The organism is Shewanella sp. 0m-8, from assembly GCF_052977265.1.
Window position 1 is genome coordinate 1 of record NZ_JBRIMB010000024.1, and the last position, 25,489, is coordinate 25,489.

The 25,489-nt window shown below is 42.8% G+C and carries 20 protein-coding genes; 13 read left to right on the forward strand and 7 right to left on the reverse strand.

The genetic code is table 11. From position 1 onward, the window contains the following. Positions 1–109: 109 nt before the first annotated feature. Genes minE through minC form a run of 3 tightly spaced genes read right to left on the reverse strand, consistent with a single transcriptional unit; the run spans position 110 to position 1,876 of the window. On the reverse strand, positions 110–370 hold the full coding sequence (minE, locus tag ACVBIO_RS12490) for a cell division topological specificity factor MinE (protein WP_447159910.1): 261 nt from the start codon (positions 368–370) through the stop codon (positions 110–112). Positions 371–372: 2 nt separating this feature from the next. Next, positions 373–1,182, reverse strand: a complete 810-nt coding sequence (gene minD, locus ACVBIO_RS12495) for a septum site-determining protein MinD (RefSeq protein WP_447159909.1) — start codon at positions 1,180–1,182, stop codon at positions 373–375. A gap of 28 nt (positions 1,183–1,210) precedes the next feature. Further along, on the reverse strand, positions 1,211–1,876 hold the full coding sequence (gene minC, locus ACVBIO_RS12500; RefSeq protein ID WP_447159908.1) for a septum site-determining protein MinC: 666 nt from the start codon (positions 1,874–1,876) through the stop codon (positions 1,211–1,213). Positions 1,877–1,997: 121 nt separating this feature from the next. Here minC and ACVBIO_RS12505 point away from each other — a divergent pair, with 121 nt between their 5' ends. The 3 genes from ACVBIO_RS12505 (at position 1,998) to ACVBIO_RS12515 (ending at position 4,030) form a co-directional block, all read left to right on the forward strand. Next, positions 1,998–2,279, forward strand: a complete 282-nt coding sequence (locus ACVBIO_RS12505; RefSeq protein WP_447159907.1) for a YcgL domain-containing protein — start codon at positions 1,998–2,000, stop codon at positions 2,277–2,279. Positions 2,280–2,319: 40 nt separating this feature from the next. Further along, positions 2,320–3,315: a lytic murein transglycosylase gene (locus ACVBIO_RS12510; protein ID WP_447172747.1), complete on the forward strand. Its 996-nt coding sequence runs from the start codon at positions 2,320–2,322 to the stop codon at positions 3,313–3,315. 274 nt (positions 3,316–3,589) lie between these two features. Beyond that, entirely contained in the window at positions 3,590–4,030 is a 441-nt protein-coding gene (locus ACVBIO_RS12515) for a YcgN family cysteine cluster protein (protein WP_447159905.1), read from the forward strand. 117 nt (positions 4,031–4,147) lie between these two features. On the opposite strand, the gene dsbB is transcribed toward ACVBIO_RS12515, so the two are convergent. Both dsbB and nhaB read right to left on the reverse strand, forming a co-directional pair. After that, complete coding sequence (gene dsbB / locus ACVBIO_RS12520) at positions 4,148–4,657, reverse strand: disulfide bond formation protein DsbB (protein WP_447159904.1); 510 nt, start codon at positions 4,655–4,657, stop codon at positions 4,148–4,150. A gap of 91 nt (positions 4,658–4,748) precedes the next feature. After that, positions 4,749–6,335, reverse strand: a complete 1,587-nt coding sequence (gene nhaB / locus ACVBIO_RS12525; protein WP_447159903.1) for a sodium/proton antiporter NhaB — start codon at positions 6,333–6,335, stop codon at positions 4,749–4,751. A gap of 302 nt (positions 6,336–6,637) precedes the next feature. Here nhaB and fadR point away from each other — a divergent pair, with 302 nt between their 5' ends. Next, positions 6,638–7,357, forward strand: a complete 720-nt coding sequence (gene fadR / locus ACVBIO_RS12530; protein ID WP_447159902.1) for a fatty acid metabolism transcriptional regulator FadR — start codon at positions 6,638–6,640, stop codon at positions 7,355–7,357. Between the two features lie 91 nt (positions 7,358–7,448). Here the strand turns inward: fadR and ACVBIO_RS12535 are convergent, their stop codons facing one another. Then, positions 7,449–11,540, reverse strand: coding sequence for a translocation/assembly module TamB domain-containing protein (locus ACVBIO_RS12535; protein WP_447172748.1), 4,092 nt, complete (start codon positions 11,538–11,540; stop codon positions 7,449–7,451). After that, positions 11,537–13,363, reverse strand: coding sequence for an autotransporter assembly complex protein TamA (locus tag ACVBIO_RS12540; protein WP_447172762.1), 1,827 nt, complete (start codon positions 13,361–13,363; stop codon positions 11,537–11,539). The genes ACVBIO_RS12535 and ACVBIO_RS12540 overlap by 4 nt, the downstream gene beginning before the upstream one ends. Before the next feature lie 173 nt (positions 13,364–13,536). On the opposite strand from ACVBIO_RS12540, the gene ACVBIO_RS12545 reads away from it, so the two are divergent. From ACVBIO_RS12545 to napA, 9 genes are all read left to right on the forward strand, one after another. Further along, positions 13,537–14,583, forward strand: coding sequence for an isoaspartyl peptidase/L-asparaginase family protein (locus ACVBIO_RS12545; RefSeq protein ID WP_447160015.1), 1,047 nt, complete (start codon positions 13,537–13,539; stop codon positions 14,581–14,583). 365 nt (positions 14,584–14,948) lie between these two features. Continuing rightward, the gene (locus tag ACVBIO_RS12550; protein WP_447159900.1) at positions 14,949–15,317 is read left to right on the forward strand and encodes a hypothetical protein; all 369 of its coding nucleotides are present in this window, start codon (positions 14,949–14,951) and stop codon (positions 15,315–15,317) included. A gap of 288 nt (positions 15,318–15,605) precedes the next feature. Further along, on the forward strand, positions 15,606–16,061 hold the full coding sequence (gpt, locus tag ACVBIO_RS12555) for a xanthine phosphoribosyltransferase (protein ID WP_447159899.1): 456 nt from the start codon (positions 15,606–15,608) through the stop codon (positions 16,059–16,061). Between the two features lie 707 nt (positions 16,062–16,768). Next, positions 16,769–17,329 carry a hypothetical protein gene (locus tag ACVBIO_RS12560; RefSeq protein ID WP_447159898.1) on the forward strand — a complete coding sequence of 187 codons (561 nt, stop codon included), beginning with the start codon at positions 16,769–16,771 and terminating at the stop codon, positions 17,327–17,329. A 130-nt stretch (positions 17,330–17,459) separates the two neighbouring features. After that, positions 17,460–17,876 carry a CBS domain-containing protein gene (locus ACVBIO_RS12565; protein ID WP_447159897.1) on the forward strand — a complete coding sequence of 139 codons (417 nt, stop codon included), beginning with the start codon at positions 17,460–17,462 and terminating at the stop codon, positions 17,874–17,876. Between the two features lie 209 nt (positions 17,877–18,085). Continuing rightward, on the forward strand, positions 18,086–21,967 hold the full coding sequence (hrpA, locus tag ACVBIO_RS12570; RefSeq protein WP_447172749.1) for an ATP-dependent RNA helicase HrpA: 3,882 nt from the start codon (positions 18,086–18,088) through the stop codon (positions 21,965–21,967). 568 nt (positions 21,968–22,535) lie between these two features. Then, a complete protein-coding gene (locus tag ACVBIO_RS12575) occupies positions 22,536–22,694 on the forward strand; it encodes a periplasmic nitrate reductase, NapE protein (protein WP_012155661.1) in 159 nt (52 codons plus the stop codon). A gap of 39 nt (positions 22,695–22,733) precedes the next feature. Beyond that, a complete protein-coding gene (locus ACVBIO_RS12580) occupies positions 22,734–22,991 on the forward strand; it encodes a chaperone NapD (protein ID WP_447159895.1) in 258 nt (85 codons plus the stop codon). A gap of 2 nt (positions 22,992–22,993) precedes the next feature. Next, the gene (napA, locus tag ACVBIO_RS12585; protein WP_447160014.1) at positions 22,994–25,483 is read left to right on the forward strand and encodes a nitrate reductase catalytic subunit NapA; all 2,490 of its coding nucleotides are present in this window, start codon (positions 22,994–22,996) and stop codon (positions 25,481–25,483) included. The last annotated feature ends 6 nt before the right edge of the window (positions 25,484–25,489 follow it).

A 25,489-nucleotide genomic window follows, 5' to 3' on the forward strand; every position in this document is an offset into this window, starting at 1 on the left:
CCCAGAACAGTAAAACCAAGGCCTCAACGGTATGCCAAAAATAAAAATGCCGTTCACCTTAAGTGAACGGCATTACCGCATATGCGGGCATTTTTATTTAATATCGCTATTAGTTTTGCTCTGGTAGCGTCACATTTAGTTCTAACACTGAAAAATGGTCATCTGTCTGTTCAAGTTGCACCGATACTTGATCGGGGCCGACTTGCACATATTTACGGATCACTTCGATGATCTCTTGCTTCATCTGAGGAAAGTAATCTGGAGCGCCGCGCTCACCACGTTGGTGTGCGACGATAATCTGCAGTCGTTCTTTTGCTGTAACTGCAGTGCTTGGTTCCTTTTTCGTTTTGAAATAATCAAGAAGAGACATAATTAGCTACCAAATATTCGTTTTAAGAAACCTTTCTTCTCTTCCGTAAGAAATCGGAAAGGCAGTTCTTCACCTAATAACCTTGCTACAGCATCGCTATAGGCCATACCTGCATCGCTCTCTTGATCGATAATTACAGGTACACCAGAGTTAGAGGCTTTTAATACGGCTTGTGATTCAGGGATCACGCCGAGCAATGGGATCGCTAAGATCTCTTCAACATCTTGTACACTTAGCATCTCGCCTGTTGTTACACGGGCAGGAGAGTAGCGAGTCAGTAACAAGTACTCTTTAACTGGCTCTAAACCTTCTTCTGCACGCTTAGATTTACTTTGTAGCATGCCTAAAATACGGTCTGAATCGCGCACAGAGCTGACTTCAGGGTTGGTCGTTACAATCGCTGTATCGGCAAAATATAGCGCCATCATAGCGCCAGTTTCAATGCCCGCTGGTGAGTCACAAATAATATATTCGAAATCTTTGGCTAGATCTTCTAAGACTTTACCAACACCTTCTTTGGTTAAGGCATCTTTGTCGCGAGTTTGCGAAGCGGGTAATACGAAAAGCTGCGGGCAGCGCTTATCTTTAATCAGTGCTTGATTTAGATTTGCTTCACCATTAATAACATTAACAAAGTCATACACCACACGACGCTCACAACCCATGATTAAGTCTAAGTTGCGCAGACCAATATCAAAATCGATAACCACGGTTTTATGGCCTTTCATCGCAAGACCTGTGGCAATAGCAGCACTTGAGGTGGTTTTACCCACGCCACCTTTACCCGATGTGACAACAATAATTTGCGCCATTTATAATAATCCTTTCAATTTTGCGCTCTTACAGAGGCAATGATTCAACCGTAAGCGATTCGCCCTCTAGGCGAATACAACCGCTTGGAGCGGCTCCGTTTTGCTGAAGATTTTCAGTTAGCCAGTATTGACCTGCAATCGATACGAGCTCTGCTTCAATTTTTTGTGCCATGATAATCGCGTTTCTGTCGCCAGCAGCGCCAGCCATCGCCTTACCACGTAATGTGCCATATATATGGATACTGCCGTCGGCTATCACTTCTGCACCATTGCCCACCGCACCGACAATAATCAAATCTGCATTCTTGGCATAGATTTGTTGCCCTGAGCGGACATTTTGTTTAACGATTTTGGTCGTTTTAGGCATTTGAGGCTGTGAAGTGGCTTCTTTACCTGATTTGACTATGGCTAGACCAATCGATTTAGCTTGTTTAGTTAGCTCATTAGATGCACTGGTTATGCCAACAATAATCAATTGACGACTGGTTAAAATTTCTTTTAAACCCAGTATGTCAAAATCTGGAGCTTTTATAGCGCTAAGGTTGACCACTAAAGGCGCACCAATAAAAAATTGTGGTGCAATGGCAAGCTTAGCATCTAACTCTGCGGCAATAACTGCCATATCATTATTGTTGATATGCAGTACAGAAAGAGTAAAAGAAGAGCCTTTTAATTCGAGGCTAGGTGTTTGCATTCCTGAATCGCTCTCTAGAAAAAATTCAGCACAGGGCCGATATCCATTATATTCCTAACGGTCCATGTTATAGTGTGCATTCGTAGCTGGCAAGTTGAATAGTTTGGAATTTGAGTCGTATATGATCTGTGCAGTATATAAAAGCCGTAGAAAGGCTGAAAGTTATCTTTTCGTTGAAAAACGTAATGATTTTGAACGTGTTCCTGAAGCATTAATGGCCATGTTTGGCGAGCCGCAGTTAGTGATGATGCTACCCATCGAAAAGCGTGATCATTTAGGTTTTGCCGATATAAAAAAAGTAAGATCTGAACTGAAAGAAAAAGGATTTTATTTACAGTTACCACCTCCTGTTGTTAATTTATTAGAACAACATAAAAAAGACATCGGTTTTAATCCGGATTAAAAAGGGTTAATGCCATAAAAGATGTAACACAAGGGGTATTATGGTTTTTGGAAAACATGTTCTAGCACTGGCTTGCTGTTTAAGTTTGTCGCCTAACGTCGTCAGTGCGGCAAGTGAGCCTAAAGGTAGTTTTAGTGATTACGTTAACTCGCTACAACAAGATGCCATTGATAAAGGCATCAGTAAACAAACGATAGATGATGTTTTTCCAAAAATTAAATTGTTTAAAAAAGCGATGGTAACTGGACAAAACCAGACTGAAGTCCCTGTTACGCTTGAAACCTATCTCCCCAAAGCCGTGCCGCAATCAACTGTTGATGCGGCGCGTGCTTTGTATAAACAACATTATCCTGAACTTGAGAAAATGGGTCAACGTTATGGTGTGCAGCCACGCTTCATTGTGGCGTTATGGGGCGTAGAGTCTAACTTCGGTCAATTGCGCGGTGAGTTCCCTGTTTTATCGGTAACCGCATCGTTAGCCTATGAAGGGCACAAAGAAGACTTTTATCGTAAAGAGTTCTTTGCCGCATTAAAAATTGCACAGCGTGACGATATTGGATTTTCTGAATTAAAAGCCTCGTGGACTGGCGCAATGGGCAAAACTCAGTTTATGCCTAGCTCGTATCTTGCCTATGCTCAAGATGGTGATGGGGACGGTAAGAGGGATATATGGAATAACATCAGTGATGCATTTGCATCTACTGCTTATTATCTTCAGCAAGCTGGTTGGAAAGAGTCTGAAACCTGGGGTCGGCAAGTTCAGCTACCTAAGTCATTTGAAGCAAGTCTTGCAGACTTAAAGATAAAGAAAAGCTTTAATCAATGGCAGGAACTTGGCGTGCGCCGTTTTGATGGTAGTGATTTACCTAAGCGCGATGATATGCAGATATCACTGGTGATGCCTGATGGGGAAAATGGGCGTAAGTACCTGGTTTATGATAACTATCGCGGTTTACTACGTTGGAATGACTCAGATTACTTTGCTATTACTGTCGCTTATCTTTCAGAGAGAATTAAGTACCCGGCGATCATTTAAGCATTCACTTAAACGGTAAAAGAGAGATTTTATCGTGGTTGTTTGTTATCACCTCCGCGCTAGGCCCATATTTACGCTAACTTTGCCGTTAACTCGGCAGCGTTAGCGCTAATAATCCTTTTAAGGATACGCAGTATCTTTTCTAATCATAATCACAGATTTTAATAATAAGCCCATCTAAAAGGTGTAAGTAGGGCAATGCCCTAGTGCGAATGACAGCCATAGCGTTGTATAATAGCCAGCTAACTGATTTGGATGAGTGAATGATTTAAGCATGGCGTTTTGGAATGAAAAAACCTTAGCACAGATGACGACCGAAGAGTGGGAGTCATTATGTGATGGTTGTGGTAAGTGTTGCCTAAATAAATTGATTGACGACGAAACTGAGCAACTTTATTACACGAATGCCGCTTGTCAGTTACTCGATAATAAAGTGGGCCATTGTCAGAATTACGATCAACGCTTTAGCTTTGTGCCATCGTGTACCAAAGTCACCGTTGACAATATCGCGTCGTTAACTTGGTTGCCCGATAGCTGTGCATATCGTCGCCTGTTTTTGGGGCGAGAATTGCCTACTTGGCATCCTTTAAAAACGGGCTCGAAAGAGGCGATGATTTTAGCGGGAATGTCGGTAGCTGGTAAGGTAACGTGTGAAACTAAGATCCGAGATATTGAAGATCACATAGTGCTTTGGCCAATGAAAGATGTTGATTAATACTCAGGTATCAATATCTATATAAATAACAAAAACGCTCTAATAGAGCGTTTTTGCTTTGTAAGCCTGCATTATAGCAGTCAGTATAAAGAATTACTGATAGGAGCGCCTAGGTAGCTAGATTGACTTCTTTAATGATGGGATGATAAAAATCAGTAAAGCGAGCAGGTAGCCGCTAAATGCCACAATCATCCATTGCCCCATAGTGACGCCCATAAACTCCCATGGAATATCAGTACACATGCCTGTAGGCATAAAGATAGCAGGTAACCATTCATGAAGTGGTAGCCAAGTTGGAAATTCAGGTAGATATGAGCAGGTTGCAAAAGGAGAGGGATTCATCTGCATATCGACAAGCTCCAGCGCTAACTTTAACCCCCAAGCCGCGCTAACCCCCCAAACAATAACTCCGAGCGCACGAGCGATACGTGAGCGATGACCGATAGTACCAATTAGGCCTGCAAAGACGACTCCAAATACTGCAACGCGCTGATAAATACACATAACACAGGGATCAAGTTTCATGATGTGTTGAAAAAAGAGCGCGGCAAGCTCAAGTGCAACAGCTGAGAGCATTAAGGTTAGCCAAGCTGTTCTTGAGTGGGAAAAACGAATTAGTGCATTCAACGATAAAGTCTCCATTGCAAATAAAAAACGCCCTATTGAATAGGGCGTTTTATATGACTAACTATTTAAAAAATAGTTCAAATAATGCTTATCAATGTGCTGATATTACACCATCCGCCGCTGCTTGAGCAGAGTGGTGGATTAACATTTGACTGTCATAAAAATACTGAGTCATCTGTTCTAGGCCACCTAATTGAATTGCCAGCACACCTACGATAGACAATACAATAGTGTACGGCAATGCCATCCACACCATTCTGCCGTACGAAAGGCGAATAAGCGGTGCAATCGCAGAGGTCAGTAGGAATAGGAACGCAGCTTGACCATTTGGTGTTGCAACAGAAGGTAGGTTAGTACCGGTGTTAATAGCAACAGCAAGTAGATCGAACTGATCACGAGTGATTTGGCCGTTAAGTAGCGCAGCTTTCACTTCGTTAATGTAAACCGTACCAACGAATACGTTGTCACTTACCATCGACAATAGACCGTTAGCAATGTAGAAAATGACTAACTGAGTGTTGCCTTCATAGCTTAGTGCCCATTGGATTACTGGTGCGAACAGCTGCTGATCAATAATGACTGCAACGATAGCAAAGAAAACCGCTAATAGTGCTGTAAATGGCAGAGCTTCTTCGAATGCTTTACCCAGTGCGTGTTCATTAGTGATACCGTTAAATGCTGTTGCAAGAATGATAACAGATAGACCGATTAGACCAACAGAAGCTAAGTGCAGTGCAAGACCTGCGATTAACCACACACCAATAAGTGCCTGAATAAGTAATTTAACTTTATCGTGTTTAGTACGGTTAGCATCTTCATGAGCATCGTAATCAGATAAGATCTTATGAACTGCCTCAGGCAGCTGTTGACCGTAGCCAAAGACTTTGAACTTCTCAACTAAGAAACAAGTCGTAATACCAGCAAAGAATACAGGTACTGTCACTGGAGACATGCGGATAGCAAATTCAGCAAATTGCCAGTTTGCCTGGGCTGCAATGATCAGGTTTTGTGGCTCGCCAACCATAGTACAAACACCACCAAGAGCGGTACCCACACCAGCATGCATCAGCAAGTTACGTAAGAAACCTCGGAAAGACTCGAGTTCTTCTTGACATAGCTGCTCATGGCCATCAGATGTATGATCATGACTATCGCCAAAAGTTTTACCCGACGCTACCTTGTGGTAAATAGAGTAGAAACCGACAGCGACGGTAATGATAACTGCGATAACAGTTAGTGCATCTAAGAAAGCAGACAAAAATGCCGATGCCATACAGAACATCATCGATACAGCAACTTTTGAGCGAACCTTAGTAATCATCTTGGTAAAGACAAAAAGTAGCAGCTGCTTCATGAAGTAAATACCGGCGACCATAAAGACCAGCAGTAACACTACTTCAAGGTTTGCTTCGATTTCATGTAGCACTTGGCTCGGCGAAGTCATGCCGATAGCCACAGCTTCAATCGCTAATAATCCACCCGGTTGTAATGGGTAGCACTTAAGGGCCATAGCTAAGGTGAAAATAAATTCAACAACTAACAGCCAGCCTGCAATAAACGGGTTAAAGTAAAATACGATTGGGTTGATCACCAAAAACGATATGATCGCGAGTTTGAACCACTTAGGTGAATTACCCAAGAAGTTGTCAAGAAACGCCCGACTCATTGTCACAGGCATGGAATCCTCTCTATTGATTTTTTATAGTTTCTAGTAGCCAAAATGGTTGAATTTTCTACTAGAGATAAATAAGCCAATGCTAAAGGTAAAACCTTTTCGATAACTTAAAAAGCCCCTAATGACGAAACAGCTATCTATATCAAAAAAATATCACTTAAACTGAACTGTTAGCGCAAAAAGTGAGCGGTTCGACAGCTTTATTTCGCTAGTCATCGTCTAATAAGCCTGTTTTAGTTTTCATTTCCTACCGCTCTGGTATGATCAGTCACAGAACAACACTAATAATCGGATAGAGTAGGCTTATGATCATCAATGCCAAAGGCCCTGCAAGCTTTGCAGAGAAGTATATTGTACGATCCATTTGGGAAAATAAGTTTCCTCCAGGCTCTATTCTGCCCGCTGAACGTGAGCTTTCAGAATTGATTGGTGTCACCCGTACGACATTGCGTGAAGTACTGCAGCGTTTGGCTCGAGACGGATGGCTTACGATTCAGCACGGTAAACCAACCCGTGTTAATAATTTCTGGGAAACGTCAGGACTAAACATTCTAGAGACGATTGCTGATCTTAACCCGGATGGTTTTCCTGAATTAGTAGACCAGTTGCTGTCTGCGAGAAGCAGTGTCAGTGCAATTTATTTTAGAGGTGCTATTCGCAATAGTCCTGATAAAGCAGTTGCAGCACTGGCGACGATTAATGAGCTTGAAGATACTGCTCAGGCCTATGCGGATTTCGATTACGAACTACAGCACACCTTAGCATTTTCGTCAGGTAATCCACTTTATGTTTTAATCCTAAATGGATTTAAAGGCTTATATAGCAGAGTGGGGCGTTACTATTTCTCAAGTGCTGAAGCACGAGCATTGGCGATGGATTTTTATAAGCAGTTGCAGCAACTTGCTATCGATAAAAATTACACTGATGTACCTGCGTTAATGCGCACTTATGGTATTAATAGTGGCGTTATGTGGCAGAGCCTACGTGATGACATGCCAAAAGAACTGGGTCAATCAGATACCTAGAATGTCACGTATATCAAATTAATTAAAAAGCCATCGTAACGATGGCTTTTTGCTTTTAGTATTAACTGAGCAACAGATAGTGATTATTGGGCTACAGGTCAAAGCGGTAATAGAGATCGAGAGACTGCTCAATGGAGCCTGACACACTTTCTAGGTACAATTGCGATAACAGGTAGTATCTAACTGTCATTTCATAACCTGGGTTAAATACGCCAACACCATATTTGATCATCAGTTTGTCACCGATAAAGCCACTGATAGCGAAGCGACCATCATCATTTGCATCGAGTTGCACATTAGAGAAGCCAATCTTCTCAATAATGCTGGTGGCGGTATTACCTATGTTACCAATAGCGCCGCCGTCAATTTGACTGCTCAATGAAAGGGCGGCTCCCATCATTAAGCCGCTATTTTGATCTATGCTGTTGTCACTCAACCCAGTCCCTCTGACAATATAGTTGAGAATTTCAGCCTGCTCTTTGGCAGGATTTGAAAATAGATTAACAATGGGTTTCATCGGGGTGCCGGTGATGCGCACGCCTGCAACAACATCTTCATCCTTAATGACTCTAACCGCTTCAATATTAAGGTTTGGCACGTCAATAGGACCAACAAACTGCATTTCGCCTGCTCGTATTTGTAGAGTTTGCCCCATAAATTTGTAATTGCCGTCGACGACCTTGATTTCTCCAAATAGTAAAGGAGGTCTAAAAGGATCTTGTTTTAATTCTAACTGACCTTGCAGTTTACCTGTTAACCCCATGCCATCGACGCGTAGATTATTGCCAACATTCAAGTTTACTTGGGCTGACACGGCGAGCGGTGATACTTTTGCTTGCTCAGATGCCTGGCTGTCGGTAAAGACGACATCTTTTGAAAGGGCAACACCGCCTTCTGGCAGTTGTACTATGGTTATGTGCCCTGATGGCACATTGATATCACCACTAATATCGAAAGAATGATCGGTGAATTTTACTTGTAAATCCGTTCCTACATTTAAAATAGCAAGCGGCGGTTGGATCACGGCTAAGTCTTTACCCTTTAAACCGAAAGCACCTTTGAGCTTTTGTTGTGCCCAATCTAGCTGGCCGTCGACGTAGGCTTTTCCTTTGCCCATTTTGAGTTCGCCATCAATTTTTGCTTTTTTGCCCGAAAAGATAAAATCGAGATCGATATCTTCTAATAATGTCGGGTTTGCTGTAGCCATGATTGACCCCTTATTGAGTGATACTTCACCTGATACTTGAGGTTCGTTTAAGCTACCGCTTATTTGCAATTTACTTGAGATTTGTCCTTCGAGGACTTCAAGCTCAGGTAGTAATTCAGCTAAAGCTTGTAAGTTAATTTGTTGTAGCGACAGTTGTCCCTGCATTTTTCTATCAGGGCTGACATTAATCGCCAGATTGGCATCCATACTGGCGATGTCGTGGGATTCCAGAGACAGTGAGCTAACCAGCTGCTTTTCATCTAACCGGCTACGTAGCAGTAGCGACTTATAGCCAATAGCGACATCACTATTATTGGTTGCTTTAAAGTCGATATGGCCTTGTGATAGCGATAATTCTACATTGCCGGTGGGCTTTTTATCTTCAAACCATTGTAAGTTTGAGGTTAATGTCGCTGGGCCTTTCCAATCAAGGCTTTCAGGTAACCAAGGTTCGACTAAGACGCCAAGATCACCAACAAATTCGATTCCAGCCTGGCCAGTTAGGCCGAGTTGAATTGGCATCTTTGCACATAATTGCCCACCGATGTGGGACAGGCAAAATGGTGCGATGTTGCCTTCATTTTTATCTAAACTATATTCAGCAGTCATCGGTGCTTCAAGGCTAATATCACCGAGTTTAGAATTTAGTGAAAGCCGATTAACCCGCGCGTTAATATGTTGTTTAAGCTCGTTGTACTGGCTGCTAATATCCGTTGTCAGTTTAACATCGCCATCTGATTTGAGAGTGAGTGACTGTTGGATTAAATTCCCCTCTGTGTTTACCACGATACTGGAGAGGTCGAGTTCTTGGTAGCTAAACTCTTGCAAGTTGAGTGCAGCCTTAAAAGCTTGATTATCGAATGGTTTGTAGTGTCCAGCTAGCGACAAATTTGCAAGCTCTAGTGCTAAAAACTGCAGTTCGTTAGCATTGAGCGAGACCGCAATATCGGGATGTTCGTTTTCACCCGATACATTAATATCTGCGTTAATGGTCCCTTTGGCGTCAGGCTGCCATAGACTTAAATTGGGCACATTAAGCTCTCCAGTCAACGCCCAGCGCTTATCGACTTCTCCTTGGATAAATAGTCGGCTCTGTAAAGCAGTAACATTGAGGCCATCAGAGCTTAAATACCATTTATTGTTAATGGCGATCCCGCCGTCAACATTGAGCGGGTAATGCATAACATGCCCACTAAGGTTAGCTTGTTCAATATCGATAGACCAAGTCTTGTCGGCGAGGCTGAACTTACCGCTAGTATTTAAAGGGCCAGTAATATCACTGTTAGGCAAGACTTGGCTCTGTGTTACTTTTAGCTGACTAATATCGAAGTTTTGCGCAGCAACTTTGGCGTCCCAACTTAATTGCTCACCATATTTAAATTGGCCTTGTAGGATGACTGAGCCAAGGACGTCGTTATAAGCGTGTAGCTTTTCAATATCAACACGACTATTAGCGTGTTTCAGTACAGCGTCAATGTCGAGCGTTGGTTGGTAGTTTGAGGAGAATAAACTTCTCATCGTTACTCTTTGAGTGCCTAAGTCGCCTTGGCTGGTGAGCGTAATATTGGCGGCACTATACTCAGCGTCTTTTAGTGGCCATTGTAACTTTTTAGCGTTCAAACTTAGTTGGTAGGGAATATTTGGCTTAGTGAGGTCGATTGTCGAGTTGATGTCGAAACTGAATTGACCGCTACCGACGATATGGCTTGTAAGATCCTTAAAGTCTTGCTTGACGGTAATGTTGACGTTTTGTTTTTCAAGTCCTGGCAATTCAGTGACTTGGTGAAGTGATATGGAGGACTTTATATCCATTGGATAATCGTCAATAAGCGACATTTGTCCTATAAGGCTAACGTCACCGTAACTGTGGCTAGCTTTAAAATCATCAATATTGATCAAAAACTGTTGGTAGCTGCCACTTAAGTGCAGGTGGCTAAAATGATCTTTACGCGGCCCAAGCACCAAGTCACCATTGTCGATATTTAAGGCTTCAACAAAGACTGGAATAGGCATAAATACTGGTGGAAGATTTGCCATAGCCCAATCTTCAGTCGCTTTATTTATATCTGGATTTGTCTGTTTTGCTTTGGTTTTGTTGCTCTCTTTCGGCGAGATAGTCGTGGTCAGTGCTTGTTCCGGTGTGGTCTCTTCGAAAGGAATAGAGACAAGTAAGCCTTCAGAATAAATGGAGCTTGCACGGATCCCCGTTGCAAGCCACTCGGTACTTAAATTGAGCTGATTGGCGTTAAAGTCCATATCATTCACGCGAACAGTGACGTTTTGTAGGGCTCCGCTGACTAAGGTAATCGCAAATGGTAGAGTGATCTCTTGGTTTTCTGTTTCATCACTCTTAGTTTTATCGGGTTCAGTTTCATTACTGCCAGTTTCATTGCTCTTAGTGTTACTGCGCTCAGTTGAATCACTCTGTGTTGAACCAGTTGTAAGGGCGTTATTATTGACGTTGCTGGCAAGGGTATTAGGGGCAGCGGTTAACGATGAGTTCTGGATATGGTCATTGTTAAGTGCGAGCTCTGTCTTAGCTTGTGTTGGGGATTCTTCACCAAGAAGTGCAGTGTCTATTTCAACATTGACTTTTGAGCTAGTTAACTGCTCTACGCAAAGTTGTTTTTGCATTAAGCACATGGGATTCCAAGCAAGCACGAGATCTGAGATCTCTACTTTAACGCCATGCATTTGCCAAGCGGCATAATTGAGTTCAAGTTGGCGGTTAATTTGACCTGACTTGTAATCAAGTTCCAAATCAGGCACCAAGGTGTCGGCCAACTTTACCGCAATATGACTGCCAAACTGTGTACCAATTAATATTGCGGCGCAGACTAAAATAAGCAGTGGCGTGTAAATAATCACCCGACTTATTCGTTTAAACCAACGCCATACTCTAGCTTTCAAACTGAGTTTATTTGCTGCTGGTTGCTGGGGGAATGTGGTTTGTGACTGTTGTTCAGAAGTCGTCATAACACCGACCCCATAGTGATATGAATTCGCCAAGGGCGACTAATAGTATCAGTCTCTTTCAAACCGATACCGATATCGAGTTTAACGGGGCCGATAGGTGAGATCCAATGAATACCTGCACCGACGGAAGTCACAAGTTCTACTTGGTTAACGTCAAAAGCATTACCGGCATCGATAAATGTTGCAACCCGCCAATGTGGCGTTAAATAGTATTGATATTCCAAGCTGCCGACCATCAAGTAACGCCCACCAACAACCTCCCTGACAACTTCTCCTTCGGCATTAACACTGTCAATATAAGGGCCTAGCTCATTGTAACTATAACCACGAATACTTTGGTCTCCACCTGCAAAGTAACGTAATGAAGGCGGGATCTCTGCCAGTGAATAGTTACTGGTTAAGTTGGCTGCCATATCTAAGCGGGAAACGATCCTGTGCTTTTCAAAAAATGTATCTATCCATATGAACTTGGACTGTAAACGTGCAAGCCTAACTTCCGAACCTAAATTAGGGTCGGCATATTCGAGACTATAGAATTGGAAGAAACCTGATTTCGGATCGAGAGAATTATCACCACGAACCGTTTTAGAGAGGCTAGTGCCAAATAAAACGTATCTAGGATCATAGTCAACCCCCGATTGAGTGTAGTTCTCGCTCATCACTTCGGCTGAATAGTTAAACAGCCATTTACTTTCAAGGCGTTGATGTCTTATCACCGCTAATACTGTTTTGGTCGATTCAAGTTGCCCGGTATTATTAAATTGGCGCTCGTCGGCATTGTATACCTGTGTAACACCATACTTGTCCCGTAGCATTCCAACTCGGATCTTTAACTGATCGTCAATGGGATGGGTGAGGGGGATAGTATAAGTCGTTAAAAACTTAGGTTTATCCGGTGACCACTCGGCAGTCGTTTCCTGTGAGTGACCATATTTATTAATTTGTGGGGTACGCCAAGTGACTCGTACTCTAGGTTCAAGATTGTTATCGACAGTGTTACCGATATCTGCACCTAGACCTAACTCTATTGAATGATAAGGTCGAGAGCTCAGTTCGACACGAATCGGAACTTGTAAGTCTTTTACTTGATCAACAAGAGGCAACACCTTGATATTAGAAAAGTAACCGGTATCTAACAGTTGTCTGTTTAATTGACCTAAATTAGCGGTGCTATAGGGGGCATCAAGTTTAAAAGGGATCAGCTGTTCTAAAATTTGTGGCTCTAAGGTAGAGCCTGTAAAACTGACTTTACCAATGTGATATCGCTTACCTGAGTCATAATAAAGTGAGATTTCTGCAGTGTTAAAGTCACGATTGACGGCGATTTGAGCTAAATCAAACTTACCATCAAAGTAGCCTCTAGCCAGAGCGAGAGTCAGTAGTTGAGACTTGATATCGTCGTAAGTACCTTGATTGAGTTTATCTCCAGGACGGATCGTTAATTGACTGAGCCATTTTTCAAAAATGGGGTCATTACGCATTTCACCTTTAACTTGAATATCAACCCAACTGATTAATGTCGGTGGTCCCGCATCAATATTAATCTTGAGCACCCAGGCTTTCTTTTCATTGTTGATGATCTGCTGGGATATTTTACTGTGGTAATAGCCCATAGAGTGCATCGCTGCGTTAATGTTATCTTCGGCGTTAAAGATATAGGCTCGGCGTTGTACGCTGGAGTCGGGTAAGGTGCCTAAGTGAGCTTGAACATTACGTGCAAGGCTTCCCTCAACACCTTTTATGTTAAGTGTTAACCAGTCATTTGCCTGGGCGGAAAACGTTGTTACTGTCAGAGTGACAAGTATCAAGATTAAGCTCAGCATTCGGATTAAACTTATCAACAAAATTAGACTCTTATTATTAGGACAGCCTATTGTCACTAGAATAGTGCACTCAAGCAAGTTGCTGATTGTAATTATGGCCGAAAATAGTTACAAAGAGAGCAAATAAATATAATTGGGTGCGGTTTGTGAAGTATCAGTCGTTCAGTTCTACAATGTTGGTTGTTTTATCGTCATTCTTGTCTGTAAATGTGGTGGCCAGTGATAAACCATTCTCAATTGCGATTCATGGTGGTGCGGGCACTATTTCCAAGGCCAATTTAACCGCTGAGCAGCAAACTGCGTATCGGGAAAAATTACAACAAGCTGTGGATGCTGGCTATGATATTCTCGCTAAAGGTGGCGACAGTTTAGTTGCTGTTCGAGCGTCAATAAATATCCTAGAGAATAGCCCACTTTTTAATGCTGGACTTGGCGCTGTGTACACTTATGATGGCAGCCACGAAATGGATGCCTCTATCATGGACGGTAAAACCATGAATGCTGGGGCTGTCGCAGGGGTAAGACACATTAAAAACCCTATCGATTTGGCTGTAACCGTCATGGAGAAATCTCCCCATGTGATGCTTGCGGGTCAGGGCGCTGAAGAGTTTGCCTTAACTCAAGGCTTCACGTTAGTACCGGCTAATCACTTTGACACAGAAAGTCGTTATCAACAGTTAAAAACTGCCAAAGAAAAAATCCAAAAAGCGGAGTCGAATCCAGATTATCAAGCCAGTACTGGTGCTAATATGCACCATAATTATCAGCAAAGCGCCCTTGATTACAGTGAGTTTGACTATAAATTTGGCACGGTAGGCGCAGTAGCCTTAGATCAAAACGGTAACCTTGCAGCCGGCACCTCTACGGGCGGTATGACGGCTAAACGCTTTGGCCGTATTGGTGATTCGCCTGTGATAGGTGCGGGAACTTATGCTGAGAACGGTGTTTGCGCAGTCTCGGCTACGGGCCATGGTGAGTATTTTATACGTTACCACGTGGCAGGCGATATTTGTGCAAAAGTGAAATACCAAAACAAGTCCATTATTCAAGCGGCCGATGAAGTGATAAATCAACGTTTGATCACGGCTGGTGGCACAGGCGGTGTGATTGCAATCGATCAACGAGGCAATATCGCAACCCCTTTTAATACCGAAGGCATGTACCGAGCGACTCGAAAAAACAACGAACCTGCGCAAGTGATGATTTGGTCAGATCTTTAATGTGAAGTGATGTGCACGGAAGGTAAACATTTCCTATCGTGCACCTCTATTTACGATATTTTAAAGCGGTGCAATATTATTCCTATAGAGGGTTAAACCTAGAGAAAATGGCTAGAACAAGGGAGTTAGAACAAGGAAGCTAGAAAAAGGGATTTAGGTAAAGGGAAAAACGCGACGACTCACTTAAGAAACTCGCTCATAAATACCTACGTAAATAAGTGACTGCTAAAGTGAGTGTTTGCTTAAACGAGTACGTGCTCAGATAAGCGAGTGTTTTAGTAAATAAGTACTTAAATAAATATTCACTAATGTAAAGAGCCACTAGCTTATATAATGTAGCTAGATTTTGACTGTTTAAGCATTTTATGACGAAGCAAACTATAGCTGTTGAAACCGCTCCTAAAACAGCTCCTACTCCTAATAAAGAGACTAAGCCCGATCGTGCCACGGCTATGCTAAACATTATTGAGCAGGTTAAGCAGGAGCTCCCATTATATGAACCTGAAACTTTTGTCTGCGGCCCAGATGGCAGCTGTATAGGTTGTCCGAAGAAACTCATAGAGTTAGTGGATAGCGAATTAAGCTACTGGGAGTCAGCAATATCAAATGGCAGAACCCCCCAATTTGATGAAATACGCCGCTTTGGAAAATTGTGCAGCAGTGTAAAGCGTGGCCTGGCCCGTAATGGTGTATTAGACAAATATCAACAATTAAAAAGTGCTGATCTAAAATAGCTTACCCATGACTAGCAATTTTTAGCGCAAAATACTCATTTCCTAAACCTCGGCTCAACGTGTTTATAATCATGGCACCAACAAATTGATTAACAAATATCTATACAATGAGACCGATAGATTAACGCTTTGGCATTAACGCGAGTCGTTAGCTGATGTCCAATGACCCGTTAGTTAAAATATGTGAATTGGGTCACGAACTTATATTTGTATGGTTTTGAATAAAAAGCCAAAATGCCGCGCAATCTCTTTCCCCTAAAATAGCGTATTCGCATAAAAAGGTTGCACATGAGCAAGAAATTTCTGATCACTTGGGATCAAATGCAAGGTTATACCCGTGAGTTGGCTGAGCGCCTGTTACCTGCACAGCAGTGGAAAGGCATTATTGCAGTTAGCCGCGGTGGTTTAGTACCTGCAGCCATTTTGGCTCGTGAATTGGGCATTCGCCATGTCGATACGATCTGTATTTCAAGTTACGATCACGACCACCAAAGAGAAACGAAGATCATTAAGCAAGCGCCTGGCGATGGCGAAGGCTTTATTGTAATCGATGATCTTGTTGATAGTGGCTCAACGGCTAAAATCGTACGTGATATCTACCCTAAGGCTAAGTTTGTCACCGTTTGTGCAAAGCCTGCGGGTAAACCTTTGGTCGATGACTATATTGTCGATATCGCTCAAGATACCTGGATTGAGCAACCGTGGGACACTGGCGTAAGTTTCAGAGAGCCACTTTGTAAGTAGATGTGAACTGATATACTGAAAGCCGAGGCATTGCTTCGGCTTTTTCATGTAAAGCCATAAACCATCTACTTCAATTGAGGCTTATCATCAATTAGATTTTCCCAAACCTCAACGACAGCCCTAGATTAAGCATTTAAGATAATTATTTATCCAAGCTCCCATCCATAGAGACTCGCTCATCACATCTGTCAAATACACGGCTTTAGTACTTTCTTATTAGCATCCCTAAAGCATCGGTGTATAAAGTTAAGCTTTCTATACACTTCAGTTTAAGCTCCTAAATCAATGTTGATTTTGCCTATGCCTTGAATAAATAGACTAAAAGATATGTTTATGTTGTTTTGCTAATATGTGATTGCAGAAGCTCCCTTGCAGGCATATAACTTAAATCGACTTTAATTGCCCTTTTATTGAGAAGGTAGGCTCTTGACCTAACGTATTACAGATTCAGTCAGATTATTTATAAACTAATTAGGAATAATCCATACAGATTAGTTATCTGGTCAATTAAGATTGCACATATATATTTGCGACGCAAGTCAAAATATTGACAGTAATAAGTTGAACTTTTACTGTTTGTGATTTATCGTATTATACATTAAATACAATGGCTTAACTCAATAGATTTATGTTTGTTTGTAAGTTTTGACAGTGCTTAAAAACGCAATATCTATAAAGTAAACAAATATCCACCAAGGTTAGTTATATTGAGAACTTTTAAATTGCAAAAATTTTTTATACTGCTAATTGCTACTAATTTCCTTGGTTTGACTGGCTGTGCTGGATATGAACCGCTGGAGAGTCAGACTACAGAAAGTGCAATTCAACAACAGAATTGGGTTGTTCAACAACAACAAAACTTTACTGTCCGAGCAATAAATAGAACGAAACGAGATAATGGTAATAAAGTTCTAGTTGAGCTTGAGAACTATTTTGATGGAAGGCATTCAGTTAGACTAACCGAAAGCAAAGGCAGTTGCATCGATAACATACCAATATCGAAAAGTCATGAATCCATAATGTTAATAGGAAATGATTATATTCACACAATACGGAATGATATCTGTGTTGGTGGTATGTTCTACGGTGAATATATATTTTCATCCGGCTTTTCTGATGTTGAAGACCAAAAATTGAATTTGGTTACCTATGCATTATTTAGCGGGCTCGATATCGATGGTGTCATTTTTGGCTCAAATGATATCAAGCAAGTTATTTCAGCATTTAAGGAATCGAATCGTATTATAAGTAGCGTTACAAAAATTTAGCTATGCTACAAATAGAATGCCGTTTTTACTGCTTTATCACATCACTTGATATGAAGTACTGCTTTCATTCTCCACCTGAATTGGCAAATGTTAGCTAAACTAAAAAAGAGTAGCTAAATAGGGGACTGAAATGGATTCAATCAATGTAGAAGAACATATGGATCGCCAGCCAGTGTTGTTATCGCCTTCCATGTCACTAGCAACAGCAGTAGAACGTCTTTTGGATAACAAGAAACTGGGCGCCGCAGTGGTCGAAGATGATGGTCGGTTAGTGGGTTTTTTATCGCAGCAGGATTGCCTTGCTGTGATGCTCAAAAGTAGTTATCACTGCGATTTAACTGCAATCGTCAAAGATTGTATGCGTACCGATGTATTATCTGTGACTCCAAGCACCAGTGTATTGCAGTTAGCGGAGCAGATGTTAGGCCCTAAGCCAAAAGTATACCCGGTAATTGAAGATGGCAAAGTGGTTGGCACCATTAATCGGACCAATGTATTGCAGGCGATTAATACCTACATGCAGCAGTGTTATCTAACGCCAGCTTAAAAACTTCAGCGCCGAGTTTATGGGTCTGTGATATTGAGAGTTGGCGGCATTGCGGACTCTCTTTTCGTTTTAGCGACAGAGCATACCTCATTAGCCACAAATCTGCCGAGTTAGCCTTACTAAGACAAAGTATTTTCAAGCCAGCTATACCAACATCCTGCGTTCCTTGCTAGGATCACTCTCTTTCGTCCTGGCTATGGAATTTGCACTTGAGTTCGCAACAGCATCCTTTATCTAACGCATTCTTAAAACACTGTTATGAAGCTGACGCCGCCAAAATTAGGCGTCGTCTTTTTAGGCTTAGAAAAGAGCCTGACTCAGAGGCAAAAACAGCCACTCTTGAACAGCTCGAGCTGTTAGCACTAGAGTCGCGTCAAAAAGTCGAACTGCGTTTGGCTAATCGCCCAAAAATCAGCTACCCAGAGAGTTTACCTGTATCGCAAAAACGTGATGAGATCAGCAATGCGATTTCAGGCAATCAAGTGGTGATTGTCGCGGGCGAAACGGGCTCAGGTAAAACCACTCAGCTGCCTAAAATTTGTTTAGAACTGGGTTTAGGGTCTCGCGGCCTTATTGGTCACACCCAGCCGCGTCGATTGGCTGCGCGCAGTGTTGCTACGCGAATAGCTGAAGAGATGAATACACCTCTTGGTGAGGCGGTGGGCTTTAAAGTACGTTTTGCCGATGCGATTAATAATGACTCATATATTAAGTTAATGACTGACGGTATTTTGTTGGCTGAATTAACCAATGATAAATACCTCAACCAATATGACGCCATCATTATCGATGAGGCTCACGAGCGAAGCCTTAACATCGACTTTATCTTGGGCTATTTGAAAAACGTCTTAAGTAAACGTCCCGATCTTAAAGTGATTATTACCTCTGCAACCATCGATGTTGAGCGTTTTTCAAAGCACTTTAACAATGCACCCGTGATTGAAGTCTCTGGACGTACTTATCCTGTTGAAACGCGATATCGCCCGTTGGTGCAAGACCAAGATGAGGATCTTGATCTTATTGAAGGTATTTTTGCCGCCACCGATGAACTGATAAATGAGGGGCTAGGCGATATCTTGATCTTTATGAACGGTGAGCGAGAAATTCGTGATGTTGCCGAGCAGCTAAACCGGCGTCAGTATCGCGATACAGAAATTTTGCCACTGTATGCGCGTTTGTCTTATGGCGAGCAATCAAAAGTCTTTAAGAGCCATGTGGGCCGTCGCATTGTACTTGCAACGAACGTCGCCGAAACCTCGTTAACGGTTCCGGGTATTCGTTATGTCATTGACCCAGGTACAGCGCGTATTAGCCGATATAGTTACCGCACCAAAGTACAGCGACTACCGATTGAACCTATCTCGCAAGCAAGTGCCAACCAACGACAGGGGCGTTGTGGTCGTGTCGCGCCAGGTATTTGTATTCGATTATATAGTGAAGATGATTTCATCTCACGCCCAGGCTTTACCGATCCTGAGATCCTGCGGACCAACTTAGCCTCTGTTATTTTAAAGATGCTGTCGATTGGCCTTGGCGATATCGAGGGGTTCCCGTTTATTCAGCCACCTGATGCGCGCTACATTCGTGACGGCTTTATGTTGCTTGAAGAGTTACAGGCGGTAGTTAAGAAGAAAGATCAGCTAAGTTTAACACCACTTGGGCGTCAGCTTGCTCATATCCCTGTGGATCCGCGTCTTGCACGTATGGTGATTGAAGCGCAGCAAAATGGTTGCTTGCATGAATCACTGGTGATCACTGCGGGCCTATCTATTCAAGATCCACGCGAACGGCCAATGGACAAGAAGCAAGCGGCAGATCAGGCCCATAATCGCTTTAGTGATAAAGACTCAGACTTTGTTTCATGGCTAAACCTGTGGGATTACCTAAAGCAAAGCCAGAAAGAGTTGTCGAGTAGCCAGTTTAGAAAGCAGTGTAAGAGTGAGTTCCTCGCCTATTTACGCGTTCGTGAGTGGCAAGACCTTTACACCCAGCTCAGGCAAGCGACCCATGAGCTGAAATGGAAGCTAAATGCGCCGACTGAAGAGCTCAATTACGAAGCGTTGCATCGCTCATTACTGACAGGGTTACTGAGTCACATCGGCTTTAAAGATAAAGATAAAGAGTATTTAGGTGCGCGCAATCGTAAGTTTTTTGTGTTTCCAGGATCGCCGTTAGCGAAAAAAGGCCCTAAATGGATAATGGCAGCAGAGCTGACTGAAACCTCACGTTTATTTGCCCGTTGCTGCGCTAAAATTCAACCTGAGTGGGTTGAGCCTTTGGCTACGCACTTGGTGAAGAAGAACTATGTCGAGCCGCATTTTGAATCCAAGCTTGGCTCCGTAGTCGCGCTAGAAAACCAAGTCCTCTATGGCCTGCAAATAGTGAACCGTCGTAAGGTGCAATATGGCCCTGTGGAGCCGGTTGAAGCGCGCGAGATTTTTGTGCGCTCGGCACTTGCTGATGGTGAACTCAGAACTAACGAAGCTTTTTTCATAAAAAATCAAAAGTTGTTGTTAGATATTGAATCGCTAGAGCACAAATCACGTCGGCGTGACATTTTGGTAGACGAACAAGCTTTGTATGCGTTTTATGAGCCGAAAATCCCTGATGGCATTTACAATGCGCCTAAGTTTTTAAAGTGGTGGAAAGACGCTAAAAAGACTACGCCCGATCTATTGGATTTCGAACGTGAAACCTTGATGCAGCGTAGTAGTGATCATATCTCGCTATTGGATTTTCCTGAGAAATGGCATAAAGGTAATTTAATCCTCAAGGTGAGTTACCACTTTGAACCATCGACAGCCGATGATGGTGTCTCTGTGCATATTCCTGTCGCGTTGATCAACCAAGTCGATGAGACGGATTTTGACTGGATTGTACCAGGGCTGCGTGAAGAGAAATGCATCGCGCTAATTAAGTCTTTGCCTAAGGCGCTTCGACGTAACTTTGTGCCAGCACCTGACTATGCAAAGGCGTGTTTACAAGCGATGACGCCGTTTGAGCTGCCATTAATCGAGGCTATGTGTAAGCAACTGCTGCGAATGAGTGGTACCCGTATTTCGCCCGATGATTTTGACTCGACTCAGTTTGCTAAACACCTTTTAGTTAACTTTAAGGTTGAAGGTGACAAGGGGAAGTTGCTCGCTGAAGGGCGAGATTTAGAGACGTTAAAAGCGAGCATGCAGGGCCAAGTTGTAGAGGCTATTCGTCAAGTTGCTGACTCAGGTATTGAGAAAAAAGGACTTGAGCTATGGAGCTTTGGCGATCTACCTAAACAGTTTGAACAAAAGAAAGGTAACTTTGAAGTTAAAGCGTTTCCGGCACTGGTGGACGATAAAACATCGGTATCGATCAAATTATTTGATGACGAATTTGAAGCACAAAAACAGCATCGAATTGGTTTGCAACGTTTACTGTTACTCAATATTCCATCACCGGTAAAACATCTGCAGAAATCACTGCCAAATAAAGCCAAACTGGCGATGTATTTCAATCCCTTTGGCCAAGTGAATATCTTAATTGATGATATCTTGTCGGCAGCTGTGCAGCAGTTACTGGATGAGAAGGGCATTGATGTGCGCTCACAATCCGCCTTTACCGAGGCTAAGGATTGGGTTAGGCAAGAACTGAACCCGACAGCAGAAAAGATAGCGTTAAAAGTTGAAGAGATCTTAACGATTTTCAACCGCATCAAAAAGCGCCTTAAAGGTAAAATCAGCTTGGATATCGCCTTTGCGATGAGTGATATTCAAAGCCAATTAGACCAACTGGTTTTTAAAGGGTTTGTTGAGCAGTCTGGCTGGCAGCGTCTTGGTGATCTTAATCGTTACTTGAAAGGGATTGAAAATCGCTTAGAGAAGTTGCCGGTTGACCCAAATCGCGACAGGATCCACATGCACAGCATCAATAAGGTGCAAGAGGTACTTAAGGCGCAAATGGCAAAGTTGCCTAAATCTATGCCGGTACCAGATGAGCTGATAGAAGCGAGATGGATGATTGAAGAGTATCGAGTATCTTGTTTTGCACAGGTTTTAGGTACGGCTTATCCTATTTCGGAGAAGCGTATTTTGAACCAGATAGCGCAGGTATAAGTTAACTCAGTAGCACCTGATTAGCACTGAAAAACGCACGGCTCATAGTCGTGCGTTTTTTTATAGATAAAAGTCCGCTTCCCCATCGTTTTTGCCCCAGCTTTATTTTCTTGCTTCAACTCTGCTGCAATACGGTTGTCCATTCGCCTTTAACCACATCCCCCTAATAGTCACCTGTACGTTATTTGCCCATTATTAAAATATGCTTAATACCTCTTAGTGAATACTTTGTTAAAAAATCAAGTGGTTTGTTCGATATTTAACCTGGTTTGCATCGTTGTTTAGAATCTTATGAATAGCTTAATGAGTGGTTTTATTGGTTAATTAATCGGTTTATGTGCTTAGGAAGGGTGTTCTTGATACTTCTGGTTTAAAAATGATGATCTAGATCAACTCGGCTATGGTTTTACCGAATTGTGGGTATACATAACATTGTTAACTTATTGATATCATTTTAAGCAAGATGAAAGTACATAGTGAATGGCTGCGATAGGTCGTTAATTTTCTAGCTTTAACCTAAATCAGTGCCCAATAAAAATGTTAAATAGCCCCACTTGCTGGAGGATTTATGAGTTCCACACCAAATGATGAGAAAAAACTAGAGTTTAGAATATTCATTTTTCTAACTGTGTTTCTCGCCCCACTTTTATCTGTTTTGCTTGTATCAGGCTTAGGCTTTGCGATTTGGTTTAGCCAAATTCTAACCGGTCCACCGGGTGCTGGTTAAACCCATAAAATTAAATATATAAATAAATGAGTGATATTGATGAGCATTGAACTTCACGTAACAAGCTTGGTACTCCAAGTGCAACCAGAGCAGATGTCCGAGGTTAGGCAAGCCATTATAAAAATGGCAAATGCAGATCTATCGGTCAATAACGAAGTTAAATTGGTCGTAGTGCTAGAAGGTGCAAGCCAGAAGTCATTAATGACAGATATCGAAACGATTAATGCTATCCCAGGTGTGCTATCGGCTGCAATGGTTTATCACCAAAGTGAAGTGCTTGAAGAGGGGAAACAATGAAAATGAACAGACGTGAATTTATGAAAGCTAACGCCGCATTAACAGCTGCGAGCGTAGCAGGTTTAGCTTTACCCGCAACGGCGAGTAACCTGATCACAAGTTCTGAAGAAACAAAACTCGAATGGAACAAGGCACCGTGTCGTTTTTGTGGTACGGGCTGCTCGGTGATTGTCGCGACACGTGACGGCAAAGTGGTTGCAACACACGGTGATGCAGAAAGTGAAGTGAATAAAGGCCTGAACTGTATTAAGGGCTACTTCCTATCTAAGATCATGTACGGTAAAGATAGACTTCAAACGCCGATGCTGCGTATGACAGATGGTAAGTACGATAAAAACGGCGAGTTTACGCCAGTTTCTTGGGATACTGCGTTTGATACCATGGCACAAAAGTGGAAAAAAACCATTAAAGATAAAGGGCCAACAGCTATCGGTATGTTTGGCTCAGGTCAATGGACTGTCTGGGAAGGTTATGCCGCTTCAAAATTAATGAAAGCGGGCTTTGGCTCAAACAACATCGACCCTAACGCACGTCACTGTATGGCATCTGCGGTAGGCGGTTTCATGCGTACCTTCGGTATCGATGAGCCAATGGGTTGTTATGATGACATGGAAGCTGCCGATGCATTTGTGCTTTGGGGCTCTAATATGGCTGAAATGCATCCTATCTTATGGAGCCGAGTGACCGATCGTCGCTTAAGCGCGCCACATGTGAAAGTCTCTGTGCTATCGACCTTCGAGCATCGCTCATTTGATTTAGCCGATTTGGGAATTGTATTTACGCCGCAAACTGATTTAGCCATGCTGAATTTTATTGCCAACTATATTATTCAAAACGATAAAGTTAACTGGGACTTTGTTAATAAGCACGTTAACTTCCGCAAAGGCGAGACCGATATTGGTTATGGATTGCGCCCATCTCATCCACTGCAACAAGCGGCTAAAAACGTTAAAACCGCGGGCGACTCAACGCCAATCGACTTTGAGGCATTTAAAGAGTTTGTAGCAGATTATGATGTGAAATCTGTCAGTGAACTTTCTGGTGTACCAGAGCATAAATTGATTGAACTGGCTGAGCTGTACGCCGACCCTAATACAAAAGTCACCTCATTTTGGACCATGGGCTTTAACCAGCATACGCGGGGAGTGTGGTGTAATAACCTTATCTACAATATTCACCTATTAACGGGCAAAATCTCAACGCCGGGTAACAGCCCATTCTCGCTAACCGGTCAACCATCAGCATGTGGTACAGCGCGTGAGGTTGGTACGTTCTCACACCGGCTACCTGCTGACATGGTTGTTAAAAACCCAAAGCACAGAGCGATTGCTGAGAAGATTTGGCGGATCCCAAGTGGCATTATTCCGCCAAAGCCGGGCTATCATGCTGTCGAGCAAAATCGTCGCTTAAAAGATGGCGATATCAATGCTTATTGGGTGCAGGTAAATAACAATATGCAGGCAGGCCCTAATATTAACGAAGAAGGTTTACCGGGTTATCGTAACCCTGAAAACTTCATTGTGGTGTCTGATGCTTATCCAACTGTGACCACGCAGGCTGCCGACTTAATTTTACCAACAGCGATGTGGGTAGAAAAAGAGGGCGCTTACGGTAACGCTGAACGCCGTACTCAGTTCTGGCATCAGATGGTTAAAGCGCCTGGTGAGTCTCGTTCAGATCTTTGGCAGTTAATGGAGTTCTCGAAGCGTTTTACCACTGATGAAGTGTGGCCAGCAGATGTGCTTGCCGCTAATCCTGAGTTTAAAGGCAAAACGCTATTTGAAGTGCTTTATCAAAATGGCAATGTTGAGAAGTTCCCATTGTCTGATCGTGATAGCAAATACATGAATGATGAAGCTGAAGACTTTGGCTTCTATGTGCAAAAAGGCCTATTTGAAGAATATGCCACCTTTGGACGAGGTCATGCTCATGACCTAGCCCCATTTGATACCTACCATGAAGTGCATGGTCTGCGCTGGCCGGTAGTGAATGGCAAAGAAACTAAATGGCGCTTTAGAGAAGGAAGCGATCCGTATGTGAAGCCAGGTTCTGGTTTTGAGTTCTACGGTAAGCCAGACGGAAAAGCGGTTATCTTCGCATTGCCATACGAACCCGCAGCAGAGTCGCCAGATGAAGAGTTTGATATCTGGCTATCAACCGGTCGAGTGCTTGAGCATTGGCACTCAGGTTCAATGACTCAGCGAGTCCCAGAACTGTATCGTGCTTTCCCTGATGCGGTTTGTTTTATGCACCCACAAGATGCTAAGAAGCGAGGGTTACGCCGTGGCGATGAAGTTAGAGTCATCTCTCGCCGTGGTGAGATTAAGACCCGGGTTGAAACACGTGGCCGTAATAAGCCACCAGTTGGATTAGTTTTTGTGCCTTGGTTTGATGCAAGTCAGTTGATTAACAAAGTGACCTTAGATGCTACGGATCCTTTGTCAAAGCAAACAGACTTTAAGAAGTGCGCAGTGAAAATCGTCAAGGCATAAGGAGAA

Excerpts from the sequence above, each read along its gene's own strand:
- nhaB (WP_447159903.1), bottom strand. The coding sequence starts at position 6,335 with ATGCCTGTGACAATGAGTCGGGCGTTTCTTGACAACTTCTTGGGTAAT.
- minD (WP_447159909.1), bottom strand. The coding sequence starts at position 1,182 with ATGGCGCAAATTATTGTTGTCACATCGGGTAAAGGTGGCGTGGGTAAA.
- ACVBIO_RS12550 (WP_447159900.1), top strand. The coding sequence starts at position 14,949 with ATGACGAAGCAAACTATAGCTGTTGAAACCGCTCCTAAAACAGCTCCT.
- napA (WP_447160014.1), top strand. The coding sequence starts at position 22,994 with ATGAACAGACGTGAATTTATGAAAGCTAACGCCGCATTAACAGCTGCG.
- fadR (WP_447159902.1), top strand. The coding sequence starts at position 6,638 with ATGATCATCAATGCCAAAGGCCCTGCAAGCTTTGCAGAGAAGTATATT.
- ACVBIO_RS12515 (WP_447159905.1), top strand. The coding sequence starts at position 3,590 with ATGGCGTTTTGGAATGAAAAAACCTTAGCACAGATGACGACCGAAGAG.
- ACVBIO_RS12580 (WP_447159895.1), top strand. The coding sequence starts at position 22,734 with ATGAGCATTGAACTTCACGTAACAAGCTTGGTACTCCAAGTGCAACCA.
- minC (WP_447159908.1), bottom strand. The coding sequence starts at position 1,876 with ATGCAAACACCTAGCCTCGAATTAAAAGGCTCTTCTTTTACTCTTTCT.
- ACVBIO_RS12535 (WP_447172748.1), bottom strand. The coding sequence starts at position 11,540 with ATGACGACTTCTGAACAACAGTCACAAACCACATTCCCCCAGCAACCA.
- ACVBIO_RS12565 (WP_447159897.1), top strand. The coding sequence starts at position 17,460 with ATGGATTCAATCAATGTAGAAGAACATATGGATCGCCAGCCAGTGTTG.
- ACVBIO_RS12540 (WP_447172762.1), bottom strand. The coding sequence starts at position 13,363 with ATGCTGAGCTTAATCTTGATACTTGTCACTCTGACAGTAACAACGTTT.
- gpt (WP_447159899.1), top strand. The coding sequence starts at position 15,606 with ATGAGCAAGAAATTTCTGATCACTTGGGATCAAATGCAAGGTTATACC.
- ACVBIO_RS12505 (WP_447159907.1), top strand. The coding sequence starts at position 1,998 with ATGATCTGTGCAGTATATAAAAGCCGTAGAAAGGCTGAAAGTTATCTT.
- ACVBIO_RS12510 (WP_447172747.1), top strand. The coding sequence starts at position 2,320 with ATGGTTTTTGGAAAACATGTTCTAGCACTGGCTTGCTGTTTAAGTTTG.
- minE (WP_447159910.1), bottom strand. The coding sequence starts at position 370 with ATGTCTCTTCTTGATTATTTCAAAACGAAAAAGGAACCAAGCACTGCA.
- ACVBIO_RS12545 (WP_447160015.1), top strand. The coding sequence starts at position 13,537 with ATGTTGGTTGTTTTATCGTCATTCTTGTCTGTAAATGTGGTGGCCAGT.
- ACVBIO_RS12575 (WP_012155661.1), top strand. The coding sequence starts at position 22,536 with ATGAGTTCCACACCAAATGATGAGAAAAAACTAGAGTTTAGAATATTC.